This is a genomic window from Acidithiobacillus ferrooxidans ATCC 23270 (assembly GCF_000021485.1).
Taxonomy (GTDB): Bacteria; Pseudomonadota; Gammaproteobacteria; order Acidithiobacillales; family Acidithiobacillaceae; genus Acidithiobacillus; species Acidithiobacillus ferrooxidans.
Genome location: NC_011761.1, coordinates 2,644,162 through 2,665,747 on the forward strand (window position 1 = coordinate 2,644,162; position 21,586 = coordinate 2,665,747).

The following is a 21,586-nucleotide window of genomic DNA, read 5'->3' on the forward strand; positions in this document are numbered from 1 at the left end:
GGCAATAAATCTACTCTATAAAACAACCCAACGCACCAGGGCGAAAAAGCCGGTTCGTTCAGCGAACCAACCGCCAGCCAGAAAGGATGTCACCCACGGTACAAAACTTGTAACTACTTGCTAATATAGTGGGAATGCCGGATGGAGCGTGAATCGGCCCACACAAGGCTCCCTGAAGTCTCGGCGTGCGTTTTACTACATCATAAACTTGCATCATTAACTTGCATTATGGCCGTGGTATGTTTCATACTTGAAACCATCCGCAAAATTGGGGCAGACAAAAAGGGGATTATCCATGAGTTTAGTGCCTGTGATTTTGTCCGGCGGTACGGGTTCCCGCCTGTGGCCGCTCTCCCGCAAATCCTTTCCCAAACCTTTCGTCGCGTTGCCAGACGGCGAAAACCTCATTCAAAAAACCCTGCATCGCATCATCAACCTGGGAGCCGAAGGCCCCATCCTCACGGTCACCAACCGCGACTACTATTTTCTGACGCGCGACACCTATGCCGCCTGCGCCAAAACCCGCCATTGCAAGATACCGGACGCACACTACCTGCTGGAGCCGGAGGGCCGCAACACCACCCCCGCCATGGCCGCAGCGGCCCTCTGGGCGCGCGAGATGGAGGGGGATGACGCGGTTCTCCTCTTCCTCCCGGCGGACCATCTCATCGCGGACGAAGCGCGCTTCGGCGCCGCCGTACGGAGCGCGGCGGCCCTGGCCGGGCAAGGTTACCTCGTCACCTTTGGCGTGACCCCCACCGCGCCGGAAACCGGCTACGGCTACATTCAGGCGGGCGAGTCACTGGGCGCGGGGCGCCAGGTCGTGCGCTTCGTCGAAAAACCCAATGCCGCAACCGCCCGAGACTATCTCACCAGCGGCGACTACCTGTGGAACTCCGGCATGTTCTGCATGCAGGCGGGCAGCCTGCTGACGGCGCTGAAGGACCATGCCCCCGCCATCCTCGCCGCCGCCAGCGCCGCGACAGCCTCCGCCACGCGCAACGGTGACACCTGGGAGCTTGGTGAGGAATTTGCTGCAGCCCCGGACATCTCCATCGACTACGCCGTCATGGAAAAGGCCGCCAACGTGGCGGTGGTGCGCGCCGACTTCGACTGGAACGACCTCGGCGCCTGGACCGGTTACAGCGCGCTGATGCGGGAAGACGAAAACGGCAACCAGATCCACGCCCACGACAGCCTCTTCATCGATGCGCAGCGCTGCGTCGTGCATAGCCCGGACCGGCTGACCGCCGTACTCGGTCTGCGCGATGTGCTCATCATAGACACCCCGGATGCGCTATTGATCGCCGACCGGCGCCGGGATCAGGAAGTCAAAACCATCGTCGAACGCCTCAAAGCCCGCAAGCACGATAGCGTGGATATTCACACCACCGTCCACCGCCCCTGGGGCACCTACACCACGCTGGAAGAGGGCGACCGTTTCAAGATCAAGCGGATTGTCGTCAAGCCCGGTGAAAAGCTCTCGTTGCAGATGCACCATCATCGCAGCGAACACTGGATCGTGGTGAGCGGCACCGCCAGAATCGTCAACGGCGATACCGAAAAGTTGATTCTAACCAACGAATCCACCTATATCCCGGCTGGTCATTGCCATCGCCTGGAAAACCCCGGCATGATCGACCTGGTGCTGATCGAAGTACAGAGCGGGGCTTATCTGGGGGAGGACGATATTGTACGGTTCGACGATATTTATGGTCGCGCCCCGAAAAAAGCGCCAGAATCTCCCGGAATGTCCATCACCGGTTAAACCCGCAAAAGGAACGCTGCGTGCTCAAGGCCCTCTGGACCCGGATCAGAAATCTGAACAAACTCTTTATCTATGTGGTGGTTCTACCCACCGCGGTAGCAATTCTCTATTTCGGGATCATCGCCTCGCCGGTTTATATCTCCGAGTCCCGCTTCATCGTATACAGCCCCAGCCAACATATGAGCAGTTCCGGTCTCAGCAGCCTGCTCAGCGGTCTGTCGGGCAGCAGCTCCATGACCGGCACCTACTCTGTCCACGACTACATCGAATCCTGGGACGCCATGATGGCGGTAAACCGCGCCTACAACCTGAAAGAGGTGTATGGCAATAGCGGGATCGACATCTTCGGCCGTTTTGGCGGTCTCTTTTACCCCTCCAGCAGCTACGTGAAACTGCTGCGCTATTACCAGTCCATGGTCACCGACAACCTGGACAACACCAGCGGCATCACCAAACTCAAGGTGCGCGCCTACAGCGCCGCGGATGCCCAAAAGATCAACGCCTTCCTCCTGCAAAAAAGCGAAGCGCTGATCAACCAGATGAATGATCAAGCCAGGGAAAACGCGGTCAGCTATGCCCAGCAAGATGTAAACAAGGCCGAGGTGCGGGTAAATCAGGCCACCGTCGCGCTCGCCGCATACCGGAATCAGCATGCGGTATTCAGCCCCGATCCCCAGTCGGCGCTACAGCTCCAGCTCATATCCCAGCTCCAGACCCAGGTCATCTCTGAAAAAGCGCAACTCGCCGCCATTCTTCAACACGCGCCACAAAACCCGCAGATCCCCGTGCTGCGCAGTGGTATCGCGGCGCTGGTGTCTGAAGTGGACAAGGAAAAAGCCAAGGTAGTCGGCGGAAAAAGCTCCCTGGCCAGTAAGGATCCGGCCTATGTGCGGCTGTCCCTCGCTCAGGCGTTGGCGACAAAGATCCTGGAGGCGGCGGTCACCTCGCTGGAACAGGCCAAGGTGGAGGCACAGAAGCAGCAACTCTACCTGGAACCCATCTCCAGGCCCAATCTGCCCGATGCACCCCAAGAGCCGCACCGCGTACGCGATATCCTGGGCGTATTGGCCCTGGCGTTGGTGGTGTGGGGGGTGCTGAGCATACTGGTCGCCGGCGTGCGAGAACACCATGACTAAGCACCATATGGCAAAGCCCTTGTATTCGACATGCACAGGCGAGGCGCATCATGCCAGAACAGCTTGATATCCAGCGCATTCTCGCGTTGCCCGATAACGAGTTTCTGCTAGAAGTATTTCGCGCACTTCTGGGTCGCGATCCCGACCCGGATGGCCTGCATTTTTATACCAACCGCCTGCAGCAGGGGATCAGCAGAACACGGGTACTGCTCGAATTTCGGACTTCTGCCGAAGGGCAAAAACGGGCGGATGTCCTTTCGGTACCGGAACTGAATGCGTTGGTCCCGCGCTATCGGTTTCTCAAACAACTGCCTTTGGGCAAATGGCGGTGGCTGTTTTTGCCCACGCTAAACAAAACGACAAAACCCGGCGAACAGGCCGGGCCTCGTTGGCACCAGAAGGAACCCACGTTCTGGGAAGGCATTGCCATCCAACGAAGGGTGATCTGGGCGCTTATTCTACGCGAGACGGTTACCCGTTATGGACGAGAGAATCTGGGGATGTTGTGGTTTTTCGCCGAACCACTGCTGTTTATCGTTGGTATCACACTTTTATGGAGCTACATCGAACCCAGGTCCGTTCCAGCCGGAACGGTGGCCGCTTTTGCGGTGGTCAGTTATCCGACCGTTTTGCTCTGGCGTAACACCGCGAATAGGGTGACAAAGGCTATTGAAGTGAATCAAGCACTTTTGCATCACCGCCCCATTCGGGCACAGGATTTTTTCTACTCCAGGATATTGCTGGAGTTCGCGAGCGCAACAGGTTCCTTCTTGGTGATATTCATACTTTTTGTAGCGGTGGGCATATCCCATTTCCCTGCCAATCTCTTCGACATGGTCATGGGCTGGCTCATGGTGGCCTGGTTCGCCTTCGGCTTCGTCTTGACGATGGGCGGACTGTCGGAAGTCAGCGAGGTGGTGGAAAAAGTGTCCCACATTATCTTGTATCTCATGCTGCCGTTTTCTGGCGGCTTTTTCCCCGCTTATATTGTTCCCGAACCCATGCGGAATTATCTTTTGCTTTTTCCTCTGGCGGATTGTGTGGAGTTTTTCCGATATGGGTACTACGGAGACTCATTCCCCTGTTATTACCACCTGGGGTACACCATTATCTGCAACCTGGCATTGACGCTCTTCGGTTTAGCCATGATGACCTATGCCATTCGTAAAGTAGAAGCGACATGATTGAGCTTTGTGAAGTGACCAAGACCTACCCTATCTATCATGGCCATGCGCAACGGACCATTTTGGATAGGATAAATTTGCGTGTAGGGAAGGGCCAAAAATGGGGCATCCTCGGGCGGAACGGGGCGGGTAAATCGACGCTTATCCGACTCATCAGTGGTGCAGAAAGGCCTAATACCGGCAATATCGTCAGAAACATGACCGTATCCTGGCCCTTGGCTTTTGGTGGAGCTTTTCAGGGCAGCCTCACGGGGCGGGACAATACCCGCCTCATTTGCCGAGCTTACGGGGTGGATTTTGATAAAACCATAACTATGGTGGAAAACTTCGCAGAGCTTGGTAGTTATCTGTGGGAACCGGTTAAATCTTATTCATCTGGCATGTCGGCACGACTAGCCTTTGCTATCTCCATATCTGTGGAGTTTGATTGTTTTCTCATCGATGAGGCGCTGGCCGTTGGTGATCACCGGTTCCTCCAGAAATGTAATGTAGAATTATTTGAAAATCGTGGCGATCGCGCCATGATCATCGTCTCCCATCAGACAAATATTATCCGGACCCACTGTGATCATGCCGCCGTATTGGAAAATGGCCATCTGACGGTACATGAAAGCGTGGATTCTGCCATTGCTGCGTACGAGGCGCTCTGACCATGTTTATTGAACGGAAATCATTAGCGGCAAATATTTTCCCCCTATGGAAGGACTTTCTCCAGCTCATTCATCGGGACAGGGTGGGCCAATGACCTGGGTATCCTATGCCCAAAATTTTGAGGACGTGATACTGCGTCGTGCGTTGCAGCATGTGGATCGGGGATTCTATATTGATATCGGTGCACAGCATCCCCGCATCGATTCTGTCAGCCGAGCATTTTATGAAATGGGTTGGCGTGGCGTACATGTGGAGCCGGTACCTGCCTACGCAAGACTGTTGCAAGAGGATCGACCGGACGAAACGGTGATTCAAGCCGCATTGGGGAAACATAGAGGGGAAGTCTCTTTTTATGAAATTCCGGAAACAGGATTATCTACAGTGGATGCCACCATCGCTAAAGACCATGCGCAGCGGGGTTTCACGGTACACACCATCGCAGTGCCTCTGTATACGCTAGCCTCGGTCTTTCGACGAACGAAGGGCAAAGACATTCACTGGCTCAAGATTGATGTGGAGGGGGCTGAAGAAGGAGCATTGCGTGGTTGGAACCGTAGCAAGGCTCGACCTTGGATCGTTACTGTGGAAAGCACTCTGCCACTGACCGAAACGCTCAGTCACATGGTATGGGAGACATTGATCCTGCGCCGAGGCTATCAATTAGTATATTTTGACGGACTTAATCGCTTTTATCTCAGCGATGCCCATCCTGATCTGCAACCCCATTTCGGTCACGGCCCCTGTGTCTTCGATGACTTTGCATTGAGCGGCCTAGCCAGTGCTCCATTTTGCCATTACGTCCAAGGAAAGCTGTCAGCTCCACCCTTAACGAGGGACTGACAAACAACTGTATGCATGCTTATATCATTTATGGATTATTAAGGATCGCACATGAAAGCGCAATCTATCACCAAAGAAAGCCATACAGAGATCGATCTTCATCAGATTCTGGCATTACCACATGAAGAATTTTTACCCCAGGTGTTTTGCATACTTTTGGGTCGTGATCCGGACCCATTTGGACTCCTGCATTATGCCTTGCGCCTCAATAAAAAAATAAGCAGGACACAGATTGTGGTCGAGATGCGCAGCTCCGACGAGGGAATAGCACGAGCGCGCGCCGCCCCTTGTCAAGAATTGGATGCCCTCACACGTCGTTATCTACTCCTCAAAAAACTGCCCCTAGGTCGGTGGCGCTGGCATTTTCTGCGCCGGTTAGAGCCGCGTAGTGTGGCAGACAATACATTCCATTGGGAGCAACGGGCAACTGCATACGTTCAATCGGCAATCATTACTACTGTGCCGAAGGAATTAGACCAGCGACTCAATGAATTGCAGGCGGAAATGGAAAGGCTGCGTACGGACTTACATGAGAGTGGGGAGTCTCTTGCGCCACAAGTGTCCCCCTCCGCAGCGACGCCCCCACTGGAGCAGACCTTGAACCCTGCCGCCCGTCCGTTCATACCCGCGCATGAACTACCTTGGACCGCTCGCAGTATATATCACCAACTTTTATGGCAACTTTCCGCGTAAAAATCATTCAGGAAAAAATATATGAGAATCGTCATCGACTTGCAAGGCGCACAAACACCTGGGAGCCGAAATCGCGGTATCGGGCGTTATTCCCTATCTCTGGCTCTGGCAATCGCTAGACAAGGTGGGGAGCATGAAATTCTCATCATGCTAAATGGTGCGTTTCCTGACACGATAGATCCAATACGCCAGGCTTTCAATGGCCTGATTCCAACCGATAATTTCAGAATTTTATACGGATTATATCCCTCGCGCGCTATTGATGCAGACAACCGATGGAGGCGTCAAGCATCTGAAAAACTTTATGAATCGTTCATGTTGCAAATTGATCCGGATATTCTGTTGGTTAGCAGCCTATTCGAAGGTTTTCATGAAGATGCCATTACCAGCGTTAATAGCCAAGGCAAATATGCGGTTGCTGTTATTCTTTACGACCTAATTCTCTTAATTCATCCCAAACCTTATCTAGAGAACCCTAGTGTTTCGGCTTGGTATCATGCTCGCCTTGACCATCTTCGACGGGCTGATATCTTGCTTGCTATATCCGAGTCTTCTCGTCAGGAGGCTATAAAATACCTAGATGTTGAAGACGGACAAGCGGTCAATATTTCCTGCTCAATAGATGGCTATTACCGTCCGTTGTCGTTTTCTCTGGAGGAACGGCGGCACATAATGGAGCGATACTATCTGACCCGGCCATTCGTCATGTATACCGGTGGAATAGACTATCGGAAGAACATCGAAGCACTAATTAGTGCATATGCAAAACTGTCTAACGAGATTCGCCGTGGCCATCAATTGGCTATTGTCTGTTCGATTCTGGATCATGATCGGAACCGTCTGGAAAAGCTCGCGCAAAAATGTGGCTTGGGTGCTGGGGAATTGGTGTTCACTGGTTTTATCCCAAGCGATGATCTCCTGGCGCTCTATAATCTGTGTCGCCTGTTCGTTTTTCCATCGTGGCACGAAGGTTTTGGGTTGCCGGTGTTGGAAGCTATGGCCTGTGGTGCGCCAACGTTGGCCTCCAATTGCAGCAGTTTGCCTGAGGTGGTCGGGCTGGACGAGGCTCTATTCGATCCCAAGGATGAGCACGCTATCGTAGATGCTATGGAGCGCGCTCTGACGAATGATGCGTTTCTCCAAAGACTTAAGGCGCACGGGTTGCAGCAGGCTAAAAAGTTTTCATGGGACGCTAGCGCCCAACGTGCGTTACAGGCAATGGAAACGCGGGTCAGCATGGCTAAATCCAGTCGGGCGGCTACACCGCCACTGGCGAAAATACCTCGCAAGCGACTGCGACTAGCCTATGTCTCGCCGTTGCCTCCTGCACAAACTGGTATTGCTGACTACAGTGCTGAATTGTTGCCAGAATTGTCCCGCTACTATGTCATTGATGTCATCGTTGCCCAGCAAGAGCCGGTGACTGATCCTTGGGTTCTGGCTAATGCCGCTCAGCGCATGGCTGCGTGGTTTGACCAGCATGCTGGCGAATATGACCGCATCCTCTATCAATTCGGTAACTCGCAATTTCACCAACACATGTTCGGCCTGCTGGAAAAACATCCTGGTGTGGTAGTGCTGCACGATTTTTTCCTCAGTGGTGCTTTGGTGCATATGGATTTACACGGAATCATGCCGGGGATTTGGGCGCAGGCCTTGCAACGTTCCCATGGCTGGCAGGCGGTTTGCGAACGCTACTCAGAGACAGACACCGCCGCAGTGATTTTCCGATACCCCTGCAACCTAGACGTTTTGCAACGTGCCCAAGGCGTTATCTGCCATTCGGATTTTTCCCGTCGGCTAGCCATGCAGTGGTATGGGCCGGGCTGGGCGGATGACTGGGCCTTGGTTCCCCTTTTGCGCGTGCCAGTTGTGGATAACCGACGCCAGGAGGCGCGCGATGAGTTAGGCCTAGATGACCGCGACGTTCTAGTCTGTAGTTTCGGCCTCATGGGAAAAAGCAAACTTAACCATCGCTTGCTCGAAGCGTGGCAGGCGTCCAGTCTGGCAAAAGACAAACGCTGCAAGCTAGTGTTCATCGGTTTTCTACCGATGGATGACTACGGCGAGCAAATCCGGCAGGTACTAAAGGCGCCGGGGTTGCGTGGGCGGGTGCATGTGACTGGTTGGGCTGATGCGGCTACCTATCGTCGCTATCTAGCTGCGGCCGATCTTGCTGTGCAATTACGTACCCTATCGAGGGGGGAGACTTCCGGCACGGCGTTAGACTGCATGAATCACAGTGTGGCTACCATAGTAAACGCCAATGGTTCGATGACAGACTTGCCAGCGGACGTGGTGCATGTGCTTCCTGATGAGTTTTCCACCCAGCATCTCGTTGACGCACTTGATTTTCTGCGCAAGAACAAACCTGCGCGTCAAGCTTTGGGTCAGCGGGCAGCGCAGCACGTTCGAGCATACCACAACCCCCGACGCTGCGCTGACCAATACGCACAGGCCATTGAGGAGTTTTACCTTCGCGCGGAATCGGGCGCATCGGGCATCATCAAAGCCGTCCGACAGCTCGGTATGCCCGAAAATGTTCAAGATATTACACAGGTTGCTGAACGCTCTGTGCAGCTTTTTCCCCCGCCCCGACCTGCCCAAAAACAGTTACTCGTGGATGTGTCAAGCCTTGTGCAAGGCGGCGTCGATAGTGAGTGGGACTATGGCGCCACCAGGTTGGTATTACAGGAGCTGCTGAATCATCCCCCACCCGATTTGCGGGTAGAACCGGTGTATATCACAGCCGAACATGGCTACCGTTACGCGCGGCGCGCCACCATGCGTTTTCTAGGATATCCCGATGGTGACCTGCAGGACGATGTGATGGAGGTCTGGCCTGGGGATGTGTTTTTTGGCCTAGATTTTCAGCTTGAAATGGTTCCTATGCAGGCAAAATTCTTTGAAGAGATCCGCTATCGTGGCGCTCAGGTGTTTTTCCTGTGCTACGATCTACTACCATGCATGGCGCCACAATATTTCCTCCCGGATAGGTCTGCGGCCCACTTTCGCTGGTTACAGACTATCGCAATAACCGATGGAGTGATATGTACCTCACGAGCGGTAGCCGATCAATTTTCTCATTGGTTAGATTTATTTGGCCCTGAACGAAGCACACCATTGCACCTCGGCTGGGCCCATATTGGCTTTGAAGTCATCCAAAAGATGAAGGAGTTAGACACAGCCTATAGGTACCGGCACGTTCTCGATAAAGTTCGCGCCCGACCAAGTTTTCTCAGCGTTACCACATTGGAGCCAAGCAAACAACTGGGGCAAGTTTTGACCGCTTTTGATCTTCTATGGCGGCAGGGTATGGATGTCAATCTGGTTCTGGTAGGTAAGTATCGCTCGGAGGGAGAGAATATGGTTGCACGCCTACAAACCCACCCAGAGCGGGAAAGCCGCCTGTTCTGGCTGCAGGACATCAGCGGTGATAGGCTGGATCATATGTACGCCGCAAGCGCCTGCCTGATTGCCGCTTCGGTCGATGAAAGCTTTGGGTTGACCCTAATTGAGGCTGCACAGCACAAGTTACCCATCCTGGCACGGGACACTCCCGTATTTCGCGAGATGGCAGGTGAGTATGCCGACTATTTTAGTGGAGATGCGCCACAGCACTTGGCGGAAGCCATTAGGCACTGGCTACAGGCCCATAAGAGCGGTAGTGGCACACAGGCCCATCTTATTGTTCCTAGACTGACCCAGCAGAAAAGCACTCAGAACCTCATGGAAGTTATGCTAGGTGGAAATTGGTATAGGCAATGGTTCCGGCAAACAGACCCACGTCTGGTTGCCCGCTACTGGGGCTCGGACTGGCGCCTAGGCAGCGCGGTCGGGGAAATATGCGGCACCTCCCGCCAGAGCAAGGGAGTGGCGGGGTACTTGCTTCATGGGCCATATATTTCCCTGAAACCGGGCAGGTATGTTGCCACTATCCACGGAACCCACGGTTTTGGGGGTCCGGCAGGTGCCAGGGCCGATGTGGTAATAAAAGGTGGTACCATGAAGATCGCGGAAGAAGTCATACTTGCTTGTGATTATGTGGAAGCCAAACAGCAGCCTTTAGTTACCCTGCCCTTCATTCTGGCGGATGGCTGCAGCGACTTGGAAGTACGGGTACATGTCGAACAGGAGAGTGATATACAGGTGACCATGTTGGAACTCCATAAACAGGACGGAGCTGTCCAAATCGCTACTTCGCAAAACAATGCCACAACAGAAATGCCTTTCGCCAGCTCCATTGGTACCGATTTCACTTCCCCAACCGCCGTTGTATACCGTTACTGGGCAACACATCCGTGTTTGTCGAGCCAAGTAGGGCAGAAAGTTGGTCGCACGCTTTGGACTTTGGGCAAGGCAGGTGTTCTGGTGCATGGCCCCTATATTAGTTTGCCTGCCGGGACCTATCGCGCCGCAGTATTCGGTCAGGTCAACCGCCCAGGAAGCTTGGATGGGGCGTGGATGGACGCCACTGCGCAGAAAGGCGAACTGCAGCTTGTGAAAACTACGTTGGGTACAAACGCACAGTGCCCCGCTCTGCTGGGAGAAATCACCTTCAGCTTGAACCGTTACACCAAAGATGTGGAGGTTCGGGTGTGGGTGGACACGGGCTCCGACTTGCATGTGACTGGGATCCAGATCGAACAAATCCCCGATGAAGCATGTGCTACTGAGCCTGCGACCAAGGGCGGGCCAGATGGGGCGGATATAAGGCCTGTTAAACAGGTAACCGATGTGCGGGCACCTGTGATGGAAATCCATAAACTGGATGTGGTTTCCCCACTAACCACTTTGCAATGCTCTCTAAAACCAAGGGTTCAATTTACTGAAGACGTGCACTATTACAAGGCGACGCATCCACATCTGCATTCTGAAGTAGGGCGGAAGGTTGGCCGCACGTTGCTAACGCAAGGCAAGGCAGGTTTCCTTTTGCGTGGGCCATACATTGGCTTGCCTGCCAGACGCTATCGCGCAGAGCTATTTGGTAACATTACAGGGCCTGGTGGTTTGAACGGATCATGGATGGATGCTGCGGCGCAGCAGGGCAGGTTGCAACTTGCGAGGGAGCCGTTAGCGGAGGATGCGTGGCGAACCGGTTTGCTTGGGGAGATCACCTTCACGTTGAATAGCGACATTGAAGATGTAGAGGTTCGAGTATGGGTGGATGCGGCCTCGGAATTGCTAGTGAGCGGAATCCAAATCACCCCATCGCCTGATCCGGCGGATACAACGGGGCCAATGACGGAGGCGACCGTCGTAATGTCGATTCAAGGGGATGTGACTGCTTTACATACCGAAGAGACGACGGAGGAATATGGGGAAGAGCTAACACAGGAGGCGCCGGGCGAATCGATCACTATGAACACCGCAGAAATAGCGGATGCAGTCTGGGAAAAGACTAATGTGGTTGATGCTGCCGATGCCGACGCCCTGTACCAGCAATCTGGTGCAGAATACGCCAGAATTAGGGGTGTGATGAAAGGTAAAGATATCGGAGAGCAGGTAGGACACCCATTTTCACCGATGATAACCGCCCTTGGCTCGGCGCAGAAGCTATCTATGGAGACGAATGGGCACGCTGAGGATGGGTCTAGCGAAACTAAAGCAGTAGTGGCATTTGCAGAAAATGCTCGGGACAAGGAATCGGAGGAACCGCGTGGCGGCGCGCATGTACCACAAGCCTCACATCGGACAGATCGGAAAGACAGCATCGTGAAAACGCGATATGCCACGAAAAAAAATGTAAAACACAGAAAATTTAAATAAGGTATTGATATGGTTAATACTTTCTATTCCGGTCGACTCATATTTCACCATTTGGAAAAAACTGCTGGCCAAGCAGTTAATGACTGGATGGGCAGGACTTTAGGGGTTGGCACAGTAACGCCCAATTTGATTGGTGCACATAGGGATTTGATTCAGCGTTATGGTGGACATTATCCTGTCATTAGTGCCCATATTTGGTTTGACGGTACCGGGTTGGATCCGCGTTATCAGTATGTTACAGTTTTGCGCGACCCCGTTGATCGCTTCATTTCCTGGCTTTATTTTATCGATAAAGATGTGGAGCTAACGGAGGATACTAGGGAACTAAAGGTGGGTGCACAATTGTTCCTGCGCTCCGAAGGAGAAGAGACAAATCAGACTTTTATGCGAAGTGCGTCAAATCCCTATGTCAACAACTTCAGTAGTGTAGTTATGCGATGCAATGCGTCATGGCAACAGAAAATGGTGGCTGCACTGTCAGTGCTCACTGACTATGATTTAGTGGGTTTCCAGGCAGACTTGCCGCAATTTATTGAGCAACTTGCCAAATTGTTGCATGTTATAAACTATGTATCCCTACGCCCCGTTAATGTCACTAGTTCTCGGCCACAGCGGGACGGTATTTCTGAGAAGATGCTCCATGCTATACGCAAGCTAACTGAGTGGGATTTGGAGCTTTATTCTGAGATTCAACGAATGGCCAACCGGCAAGCGCCAACAATTGGTGTCTCTTGCAATATTCAGCCGTTCAATCGGGAGTTTGGTGATTGGGGGTTCAAGGCAAGAAAGTCCTCTAATGTGTATTGGCTTGGATCCTACCTGACGCACTACTTAGCTAAGGATTTGAGCACGCGGAATGGTTCTGTGGCGGGGCGGGCTCTTGTTAGTAACGGAGCTAAAGGTTATTTATGCCACGGCCCGTACCTGGACCTGGACCCAGGACATTATTGTGCGGTAGCAAACGGAGTTTGGATTACGCGAGGCGTTACTTGTAATGCCGACGTTTGCAGTGGTAAAGGCGCTGTCTTGCATGCCGAAGAAACGCTGGTTGACTTGGGGGCTAAAGGCACCGAATGGTCTCTACCCGTAGACTTTGCCTTGGATGAAGAAACAACGAGTGTAGAATTTCGCCTAATGGTTCCCGATGAACACCAAGTTCAATTGAATACGGTCACCATTGTGAATGAGAAAATGGTTATGACGATCTTGGGCTTGGAACCTGACTCCCATGCGGCGAATCGCGGTGTAGAGAAACAGAATTCAGGGAGTACCCTTATTTTTCCGGTGCAAATGTCTTCGAAAATCGGGTTGCGTGTTGGTACAACGTTGCAGACAACTGGTCAGGAGGGATTTTTGTGCTATGGGCCTTACATGACCCTAAGTAGAGGTATATACAGAGTTAACCTGATGGGTAGTATCGGACCCCAGGGTTTGGCTGGGGCTTATGCCGATATTGTTTGTGACGCAGGGAAAAAAGGCATACACAACGAACCGTTGGCAATCACTCCATTCAATGAATACGTCGATAGCACTGTTGGGAAGCCGTGGATGTTTTTCTTGGAACAGGATGTGAGTGACTTGGAGATTCGGCTCTGGGTGAGCAATCAGACGGAAATCAACCTATGTGGCATCGTGCTCCAACAAATTGAAGAAACATAGTGGCGGAGCCTAGCGGATTACTGAAAAAAGGGGAAAAAATGGATTCAATGCTATGTACAAAACGTACGCTTTTGTCCGATGAATTTCAACATTGGGCCAGATTGTTTATGAAAACTGGTAAGCTTCATAGAAAATTCTGGGAGTGGTGTTTTATTGCGCAGGCTCTAAAGGAGCATGACATGCTTGCTCCAGGTAGGATCGGCCTTGGGTTTGGTGTCGGCGAAGAACCACTATCAAGTTGCTTTGCGTCGTTTGGCGCTAGTATCCTGGCCACAGATTTAGATTTACAGAACTCGTCTGTAGCGGGATGGACGAAAACTTCGCAACATGCGGATAATAAAGGCAAACTAAACAAGTTGGGCATATGCCCGGGATGGGAGTTTGAAAATCTGGTAGAGTTTGAGTTTGCTAATATGAACAGTATACCCAAAAGATACACAGGAAAATTCGATTTTGTGTGGTCATCTTGTTCCTTGGAGCACCTTGGATCAATAGAAAAAGGGGTGACATTTATTCTTAACTCTATTAATTGTTTGAAACCTGGTGGAGTAGCGGTACATACCACAGAATTCAATGTGTCGCCGAATTCAGACACTATCGAAACGGGACCAACTGTGCTGTTTCGCAGAAAAGAAATTGAAGATATTATCGAAAGAGTTAGAAGTTTTGGTTGCCGCGCGCATATTAATTGGGACCACGGGGACTTACCAGAGGATTACTATATTGATATTCCTCCATACTCTCATAATCCACACCTTAAACTTAGGATCAGTAAGTATGTTGTAACATCTATTGGATTGGTAATCAGTAAATGACTAAAACTAGCCTTCTGTATGACTCAGTTTTATACGCTGAGGAATATGGCTTAAAAAACTGGCATGGGGCAACGACGAAACGGCATTATTATGTTTCTTCCAGGACGATATTTTGTAAGCACGATAAAATTGCCGAGTGGAAGGTGACTGCTGTATGAATACGCTCGAAGCCGAATCCCTCGGAATCCTGCGCGAAGCCGTAGCCGAGGCGCGCAAGCCGGTGATGCTGTATTCCATCGGCAAGGATTCCTCGGTAATGCTGCACCTGGCGCGCAAGGCCTTTGCGCCGGGTCCGCTGCCCTTTCCGTTGCTGCATGTGGACACCGGCTGGAAGTTCCGTGAAATGATCGCCCACCGCGACCGCATGGCGCGAGAGTTGGGGGCGGAACTGATCGTACACAGCAACGAGGAAGCGATGACGGCGGGTATCAACCCCTTCGATCACGGGGCCAGCTATACCGACATCATGAAGACCCAAGCGTTGAAGCAGGTCTTGGATGCGCACGGCTTCGACGTGATCTTCGGCGGCGCCCGGCGTGACGAGGAAAAGTCCCGCGCCAAGGAACGTATCTTTTCCGTGCGCGAATCCGGTCACCGCTGGGAGCCGAAAAACCAGCGTCCGGAGCTCTGGTCTCTATATAATACCCGGCTGAACCCCGGGCAGACGCTGCGGGTCTTCCCCCTGTCCAACTGGACCGAGGCCGACATCTGGCAGTATATCGCGCAGGAAGGAATACCCCTTGTGCCGTTGTACTTGGCCAAGGAGCGCCCAGTCGTGCAGCGCGATGGCCAATGGATCATGGTGGATGACGAACGTCTGCCGCTGGCGCCGGGCGAGGTGCCCGAGATGCGCAGGGTGCGCTTCCGCACCCTGGGCTGCTATCCCCTCACCGCCGCTGTCGAAAGCGATGCCGATACCCTGGAGGCGGTGATCGCCGAAACCCTGGCCGCACGCAGCTCCGAGCGCGCCGGGCGGCTGATCGACCATGACAGCTCCGGCTCCATGGAACGCAAGAAGCAGGAGGGCTATTTCTGATGAACGGTCGCTTGCGTTTTCTTACCTGCGGCAGTGTCGACGATGGCAAGAGTACCCTCATCGGTCGGCTGCTCTTCGACACCAAGCAAATCTTCGACGACCAATTCCAAGCCCTCGAAAAAGACTCCGCCCGCTTCGGCACCCAGGGTGCTGCGCCCGATTTGGCCTTGCTGGTGGACGGCTTGCAAGCGGAGCGTGAGCAGGGCATTACCATCGACGTGGCCTACCGTTTCTTCGCCACGCCCGAGCGCGCCTTCATCGTCGCCGACACGCCCGGGCATGAGCAATACACCCGCAACATGGCCACCGGCGCCTCCACCGCCGATGCGGCCGTGGTCCTGGTGGATGCGCGCAAGGGGCTGCTGACCCAGACCCGCAGGCACACCCGTATCGTGGCGCTGATGGGGGTGCGGCAAGTGGTGTTGGCCGTCAATAAGATGGACCTGATGGACTGGAGCGAAAGTGCCTTCCGCGCCATTGCCGACGAATACGCCGCCTTTGCTCAAGAACTGGGGCTCACCGCCGTGCAGTCCATTCCCCTTTCGGCGTTGACGGGCGACAACCTCACTCAGTCCAGCACCCACACCCCCTGGTATGGCGGCCCCACCTTGCTGCAGTGGCTGGAGAACGTGCCCGCTGGGCTGGAGGAGGCCACGCCGCCGCTGCGCCTGCCGGTGCAACTGGTGCTACGGCCCCATGCCGAGTTTCGCGGCTATTGCGGGCGCATCGCCCAAGGCACGCTGCGCCCTGGAGACGCAGTGCGTGTGCTCCCTTCAGGCGTTAGCTCTACGGTCCAGCAGATATTCGTTGGCGAGCAGGCGCAGGCCCAAGCCCAAACCGGTGAATCGGTATGCATCACCCTGGCCGACGAGCGCGACATCAGCCGCGGTGATGTGCTCTGTGCGGTCGATGCTCCACTGGAGATGGCCGAGCAGTTCCATGCCCATCTGCTGTGGCTGCACGAGCAAGCCCTCATCCCCGGTCGCCCCTATTGGCTCCAACTGCACCACCGTACCGTATCGGCCACGGTGAGCTCCATCCGCCACCGCATCGACCCCAACAGTGGGGCGGAACTAGCCGCGCGCGAGCTACAGATGAACGATATCGCCGAGGTACACCTGAACCTCGATCGCCCGCTGCCCTTCGCCCCCTATGCCGAAAACCGTCCTCTTGGCGCCTTCATCCTCATCGACCGCCTGAGCAACGCCACCGTGGGCGCCGGGATGCTGGACTTCGCCCTGCGCCGCGATCACAACCTGCACTGGCAGCAACTCAGCGTGAACAAAGCCGCCCGCGCCGCGCTCAAGCACCAGCCACCCCGGTGCGTGTGGTTCACCGGCCTGTCCGGGTCGGGCAAATCCACCCTGGCCAATCTGCTGGAAAAGCGCCTGCACGCCCAAGGGCACCATACCTACGTGCTGGACGGCGACAATGTGCGCCACGGACTGAACCGCGACCTGGGCTTTGCCGAGGCCGACCGGGCCGAGAACATCCGCCGTGTGGCGGAGGTGGCCCGGCTGATGGTGGATGCCGGTCTGATCGTGCTGGTGTCCTTCATCTCGCCTTACCGCGCCGAGCGGGAATTCGCCCGCAGCCTCTTCACCCCAGGGGAGTTCCTTGAGGTGTTCGTGGACACGCCCCTGGAAGAATGTGAGCGACGCGATCCTAAGGGAATCTACGCCCGCGCCCGGGCCGGGCAGATTCCCAACTTTACCGGCATCAGCAGCCCTTACGAGCTACCGCTGACACCAGAGCTACGCCTCAGCACCCCCGGCAGCAGTCCGGAAGCGTTGCTGGAGCCGGTGTTAATGTGAAAGAAATCCGTGGAATGGGCACGGCAATCCCTGGCCATCGGGTGGCCATATTGGGATCGAAGTGACGCTCTACGCTGGCTGATGCTGCGGCAGGAAGCCGAATTTGATCAGTTTCTTGATCCAGCGAGAAGCATTGCGCTGCACACTCAGTGCCTCATAGTCCGTATCGGCATCCCGGTAGTACTTGCCGTGTGAGAGCATGAAGTAGATGATGCGCAGCATTTTGTGGGCCAGGGCGATGATGGAGCGCTTGTGCCCCCTACGGACGACCAGACTCTGGAACTTGGAGCGCAGGGCGCAGTGGGTACGACTGGCGGCGTGGGCGCATTCGCAGAGGATCCGACGGACATACGGGTTGCCCTTGCGGGTTCGCCCACTTTTCCGTTTTCCGGCAGACTCATTGTTCCCGGGACAAAGGCCGGTCCAGGAGGCCAGTCGATCGGCGCTCCCAAAGACGCTCATGTCGTCTCCGATTTCGACCAGCAGCAAGGCAGCACCCACGGTATCGATGCCCGGCAAGGTCTGCAGGAGTTCGAGAGCATTCTTTTGCGGCTTCAAGCCCTCCAGCAGTTGGACATCGAAGCGCGCGATTTGGGCCTCCAGAGACTCGATATGGCGGAGCGTCTCGTCCAGGACAAAGCGGTGACTGGCACTCAACTCGCCTTGCAGGGCATCCAGGATCTCCTCCTGGCTGGCTTTGAGCCGTCGGCTGGCCAGTCGGAGTACGGCCTCCGGGGGACTCCCCTGAATCAGGGCCTGGATCATGGCCCGGGCCGATTGCCCATGGATATCGCTGACCACCACCCCCAGTCGAATTCCGCCATCGGTCAGCACCTTGTGCAAGCGGTTTTTCTCCGACGAGAGCATGCCCACCAGATTTTGCCGCTGTCGGGCGATCAGCCGCAGCTCCCGCAGTTGTGCCGGGGGAACGAAGGAACCCCGCAGCAGTCCGGCTCGAGCCAGGGTGGCGAGCCACTCTGCATCCCCAACATCGGTCTTGCGACCGGGGACCTGTTTGACGTGCCTGGCGTTCACGACCTGTGCCTGGATCCCCACCTTTTCCAGGGCCGCATAGGGACTCTTCCAGTAGATCCCGGTGCTCTCCATGACCACCGTATCGGGCCGATGGGAGGCACACCACAGGGCCAATGCCTTCCGGTCCTTCTGAAAAGCACCAAATTGCCGGCGCTCAATCGTAACGTTTCCGTCAGGGTCCGTGAGAATGGCACAGGCGGTGACCTGGGCCTGATGAACATCCAGTCCGATAACCCGGTGAAAGAGGGATTGCAGTTCCATAACGACGTCTCTCCAATTACTATCAAAGGGAGAGATGGCGAATGCCAGCGCCGAAATCACCAGCCTGTGGCAAGCCTCAGGCGGCCCTTTTAATGTGCGCTCTCAAGGGAGGCAATCCGGGGTACGAGTCGGCCTGGCGGGTCACGTTAGAGTCGGGATGGAATCACCAAAAACTTGCTCGACCTCAATCCGCCATCTCCTCACCCCCCATTCTCTTTCATCCTCTGGGGTGGCGCGAGTCGCAATGTCCGTTAGAGTTATTGCAAAGCAATGGGCAGTGCGGCGAATGACGGCTTTCAGAATCCAGGAGGTGATTGCGTGATCGCTGATACTATTGACATGGAACGAATTATTGCCATCGCCAAAGAAGCCGGCGATGCCATCATGGAAATTTATCAACGGGATTTTACGGTGGATTACAAGGAGGACTCCTCCCCCCTCACGGATGCCGATCGTGCCGCACATGGGATCATTCTCCATGGCCTTCATGCCCTTTATCCGGAGATTCCGTTTTTGTCGGAAGAGGGTGATGCCATTCCTTATGAGATACGGAAACACTGGGGCTTTTTCTGGCTGGTGGATCCCTTGGATGGTACAAAAGAGTTCATCCGGAAAAATGGCGAATATACCGTAAACATCGCGCTGATCGAAAACAACAGGCCGGTGCTCGGTGTGGTTTACGCCCCGGCGCTGGATCTCATGTACTACGCAAAAGAGGGAGCAGGGGCATGGCGCCAAGATGCAGTACAGGGGACCCAAAAGCTTCCGTTGCATGTCAATGATAGTCGGGAACAGAAGCTGACGGTGGTGGCGAGCAAATCCCATCGATCGCCCGAGACGGAAGTCTATATCGACGAGCTTCGAAAATCCACGCGGGAACTCGAGGTCGTTTCGATTGGCAGTTCGCTCAAGATCTGCCTCGTCGCCGAGGGGGATGCGGATTGTTATCCCCGCTTGGGGCCAACCATGGAATGGGATACGGCGGCGGCCCAGATTATTGCGACCGAAAGCGGCTGTAGAGTAGAGGCTGCCGCTGGCGGACATAAACTAATATATAACAAAAAAGATTTATTAAATCCCTATTTTGTTGTTGAAACAGCGGTCGCCATGTTTTGCAACGGCCGGACGGTGGCAAACACGAGAGGGTATGAACATGAACCGACTTCTGATCAATGAACCATTCCGCCGGGCGCACTCCGGGATCTTATCCCGGCTAATCGTCGTGGTGTGGACCCTCGTAGCCCTTGGCGGCTGCGCATCCGTTATGCCCTACGGCAGACCAGGTACATCCTCACCAACGACGACATCCGTTTTGCCGCAACATGTCCTTTTGCCTCAGATCAAAAGGACCTATCCGACCTTTCAGCCGAAGATGCCGCCTCCTGCCCGGCACCTCTATGTGGCGAACATCAGCGCACTCCCGCCAGATCAAAAACGGCTGCTAGTGACGCTGCAAGGCATTGTTAACCGCACCCAGCCGCGGATTTATCTCGTATGGGATCCGAGTGATCTGTTCTGGCTGCGCCAGATGCAAAAACAAGGTCAAACCGGCACGCCGATTCCGGTTAACCAACCTTTGTCGCTGGTACGGATTTTCCGTAATGACATACAGGGCGCGGTGATTCCGGATCCGAGGGTTTATATTTCTCCGGATATCGCCGTGGATATCGCGGCGCTGGACAACCTGGTGGTGGCCACGCCCGCCCTGGCGCGGCAACTGCATTTGCCCATCAAGGCGGATTTGCGCGGGCGCTTTAAGAATGATGTGCAGGCCCTGCGGTACCTGCGGACACAACTGGCACCACGGATGAATCCCTTTCTGTTTTTATGCCTGGCCCCCCAACTTCTGGCTGGCGGCGCGGAAGATCAGATCATTGCCGCGCGCGGTATGACGTTCTGGGTGACTGGTCCCAAAGAGCAGCAAGAACCAGGAGCGGATATGGCTGGAGAAAAACAACAAATAGAAAAACTCTTTGCCGCCACGCCGCTGGATGGGGTAGTGCGCGGTTGGTGGTGGAGTGGCGACGGAAAGGGCCTGGGAGAGGGCATTGGTGTCAGGCTGGGCTCTGAGTTTGGGAAAGTCACCGTAGTCAGCGACCATGTACATAACCTTTCCGTATTGAGCGGGGTAAGGCTGGTAGCGCTACGGCAGAAATTTGCCCCGCCCCCGAAACTGGATCGATCCAAGGTGTATCTCTCGTTCACTATTTCTGACGGCGACAATCTGAATACTTGGCAGAATTTTTTCTGGCATTGGTTTAAGAGTCCGTATTATGGCAAGTTCGCGGCCGGATGGGCCATGGGACCGACACTGATCGACGTGGCGCCCACGCTGGCGCAATGGTACTACCAGCACGCCGGATCGAATAATGAATTTATAGCCGGTGTTTCCGGCGTCGGTTATATGTACCCGTCCGTCTGGGCGATTCGCTTGGATAATCGCCAAGCTGCATTTCAGGATTTTTATAACTGGACATGGCGCTACATGCAGCGGATGGATATGAAAACTCTCCGCGTGCATCGGGCCTTCGCACGAAATAACCAAATGGCTAGACAGGATATCGCCAAAGTCGCGGCGGCGTTGCCGCAAGCGCAATTTATAATGCCGGATTATGGCTACGCTGGTGAGAAGGATTACCACCGGATCACATACCAGCTACCAAGTGGACAGGTAATTTTCCGGGCGGGCACTAGTTGGCAGCCAGATACCCAGAAACTCCCTAATCTAGTTCAACAAATCCGCTCCCGTGTGGGGGCAACACGGCCGGCATTTATCAATGTCTTCATCTTGAATTGGGCCATGGGCATGCATCGCCTGTACCTGCTTCTCAAAGCGCTCGGCCCGGATTATGTGGATGTCACCCCCTCCCAGTTGAATACGCTTTATCGTGAGGCACACCATGATGGCTAAACCGGGAATGCAGC

14 protein-coding genes are annotated in these 21,586 nt (G+C 54.5%); 13 read left to right on the top strand and 1 reads right to left on the bottom strand.

What is annotated here, in order from left to right; translation table 11 throughout:
- Window positions 1-295: 295 nt before the first annotated feature.
- The 11 genes from AFE_RS13585 to cysN all read left to right on the top strand — a co-directional run bounded on the left by AFE_RS13585 (window position 296) and on the right by cysN (window position 17,365).
- On the top strand, window positions 296-1,768 hold the full coding sequence (locus AFE_RS13585; protein WP_012537502.1) for a mannose-1-phosphate guanylyltransferase/mannose-6-phosphate isomerase: 1,473 nt from the start codon (window positions 296-298) through the stop codon (window positions 1,766-1,768).
- A 20-nt stretch (window positions 1,769-1,788) separates the two neighbouring features.
- Window positions 1,789-2,904 carry a capsule polysaccharide transporter gene (locus AFE_RS13590; protein WP_012537503.1) on the top strand — a complete coding sequence of 372 codons (1,116 nt, stop codon included), beginning with the start codon at window positions 1,789-1,791 and terminating at the stop codon, window positions 2,902-2,904.
- A 50-nt stretch (window positions 2,905-2,954) separates the two neighbouring features.
- A complete protein-coding gene (locus AFE_RS13595; RefSeq protein WP_012537504.1) occupies window positions 2,955-4,088 on the top strand; it encodes a DUF4214 domain-containing protein in 1,134 nt (377 codons plus the stop codon).
- Complete coding sequence (locus AFE_RS13600; RefSeq protein WP_012537505.1) at window positions 4,085-4,738, top strand: ABC transporter ATP-binding protein; 654 nt, start codon at window positions 4,085-4,087, stop codon at window positions 4,736-4,738. Before AFE_RS13595 ends, AFE_RS13600 begins: the two co-directional genes overlap by 4 nt.
- A gap of 91 nt (window positions 4,739-4,829) precedes the next feature.
- A complete protein-coding gene (locus tag AFE_RS13605) occupies window positions 4,830-5,579 on the top strand; it encodes an FkbM family methyltransferase (protein WP_012537506.1) in 750 nt (249 codons plus the stop codon).
- 51 nt (window positions 5,580-5,630) lie between these two features.
- On the top strand, window positions 5,631-6,272 hold the full coding sequence (locus AFE_RS13610; RefSeq protein ID WP_012607581.1) for a DUF4214 domain-containing protein: 642 nt from the start codon (window positions 5,631-5,633) through the stop codon (window positions 6,270-6,272).
- A gap of 21 nt (window positions 6,273-6,293) precedes the next feature.
- On the top strand, window positions 6,294-12,041 hold the full coding sequence (locus AFE_RS15400) for a glycosyltransferase (RefSeq protein WP_012607583.1): 5,748 nt from the start codon (window positions 6,294-6,296) through the stop codon (window positions 12,039-12,041).
- A 9-nt stretch (window positions 12,042-12,050) separates the two neighbouring features.
- A complete protein-coding gene (locus AFE_RS13620; RefSeq protein ID WP_041646639.1) occupies window positions 12,051-13,700 on the top strand; it encodes a sulfotransferase family 2 domain-containing protein in 1,650 nt (549 codons plus the stop codon).
- On the top strand, window positions 13,700-14,515 hold the full coding sequence (locus AFE_RS15860; protein WP_012607585.1) for a methyltransferase domain-containing protein: 816 nt from the start codon (window positions 13,700-13,702) through the stop codon (window positions 14,513-14,515). Before AFE_RS13620 ends, AFE_RS15860 begins: the two co-directional genes overlap by 1 nt.
- A gap of 154 nt (window positions 14,516-14,669) precedes the next feature.
- Window positions 14,670-15,551 carry a sulfate adenylyltransferase subunit CysD gene (gene cysD / locus AFE_RS13625; protein WP_012537511.1) on the top strand — a complete coding sequence of 294 codons (882 nt, stop codon included), beginning with the start codon at window positions 14,670-14,672 and terminating at the stop codon, window positions 15,549-15,551.
- On the top strand, window positions 15,551-17,365 hold the full coding sequence (cysN, locus tag AFE_RS13630) for a sulfate adenylyltransferase subunit CysN (protein WP_012607586.1): 1,815 nt from the start codon (window positions 15,551-15,553) through the stop codon (window positions 17,363-17,365). The genes cysD and cysN overlap by 1 nt, the downstream gene beginning before the upstream one ends.
- Window positions 17,366-17,434: 69 nt before the next feature.
- On the opposite strand, the gene AFE_RS13635 is transcribed toward cysN, so the two are convergent.
- Complete coding sequence (locus AFE_RS13635) at window positions 17,435-18,661, bottom strand: IS110-like element ISAfe3 family transposase (protein WP_012606582.1); 1,227 nt, start codon at window positions 18,659-18,661, stop codon at window positions 17,435-17,437.
- Between the two features lie 318 nt (window positions 18,662-18,979).
- On the opposite strand from AFE_RS13635, the gene cysQ reads away from it, so the two are divergent.
- Window positions 18,980-19,837, top strand: coding sequence for a 3'(2'),5'-bisphosphate nucleotidase CysQ (cysQ, locus tag AFE_RS13640; protein WP_009562256.1), 858 nt, complete (start codon window positions 18,980-18,982; stop codon window positions 19,835-19,837).
- Between the two features lie 154 nt (window positions 19,838-19,991).
- Complete coding sequence (locus AFE_RS13645) at window positions 19,992-21,572, top strand: GxGYxYP domain-containing protein (RefSeq protein WP_230456317.1); 1,581 nt, start codon at window positions 19,992-19,994, stop codon at window positions 21,570-21,572.
- Window positions 21,573-21,586: the final 14 nt, after the last annotated feature.

Coding starts and splice junctions, on each gene's coding strand:
- AFE_RS13600 (WP_012537505.1), top strand. CDS start 4,085: ATGATTGAGCTTTGTGAAGTGACCAAGACCTACCCTATCTATCATGGC.
- AFE_RS13610 (WP_012607581.1), top strand. CDS start 5,631: ATGAAAGCGCAATCTATCACCAAAGAAAGCCATACAGAGATCGATCTT.
- AFE_RS13620 (WP_041646639.1), top strand. CDS start 12,051: ATGGTTAATACTTTCTATTCCGGTCGACTCATATTTCACCATTTGGAA.
- AFE_RS13585 (WP_012537502.1), top strand. CDS start 296: ATGAGTTTAGTGCCTGTGATTTTGTCCGGCGGTACGGGTTCCCGCCTG.
- AFE_RS15400 (WP_012607583.1), top strand. CDS start 6,294: ATGAGAATCGTCATCGACTTGCAAGGCGCACAAACACCTGGGAGCCGA.
- cysN (WP_012607586.1), top strand. CDS start 15,551: ATGAACGGTCGCTTGCGTTTTCTTACCTGCGGCAGTGTCGACGATGGC.
- cysD (WP_012537511.1), top strand. CDS start 14,670: ATGAATACGCTCGAAGCCGAATCCCTCGGAATCCTGCGCGAAGCCGTA.
- AFE_RS13605 (WP_012537506.1), top strand. CDS start 4,830: ATGACCTGGGTATCCTATGCCCAAAATTTTGAGGACGTGATACTGCGT.
- AFE_RS13595 (WP_012537504.1), top strand. CDS start 2,955: ATGCCAGAACAGCTTGATATCCAGCGCATTCTCGCGTTGCCCGATAAC.
- AFE_RS13635 (WP_012606582.1), bottom strand. CDS start 18,661: ATGGAACTGCAATCCCTCTTTCACCGGGTTATCGGACTGGATGTTCAT.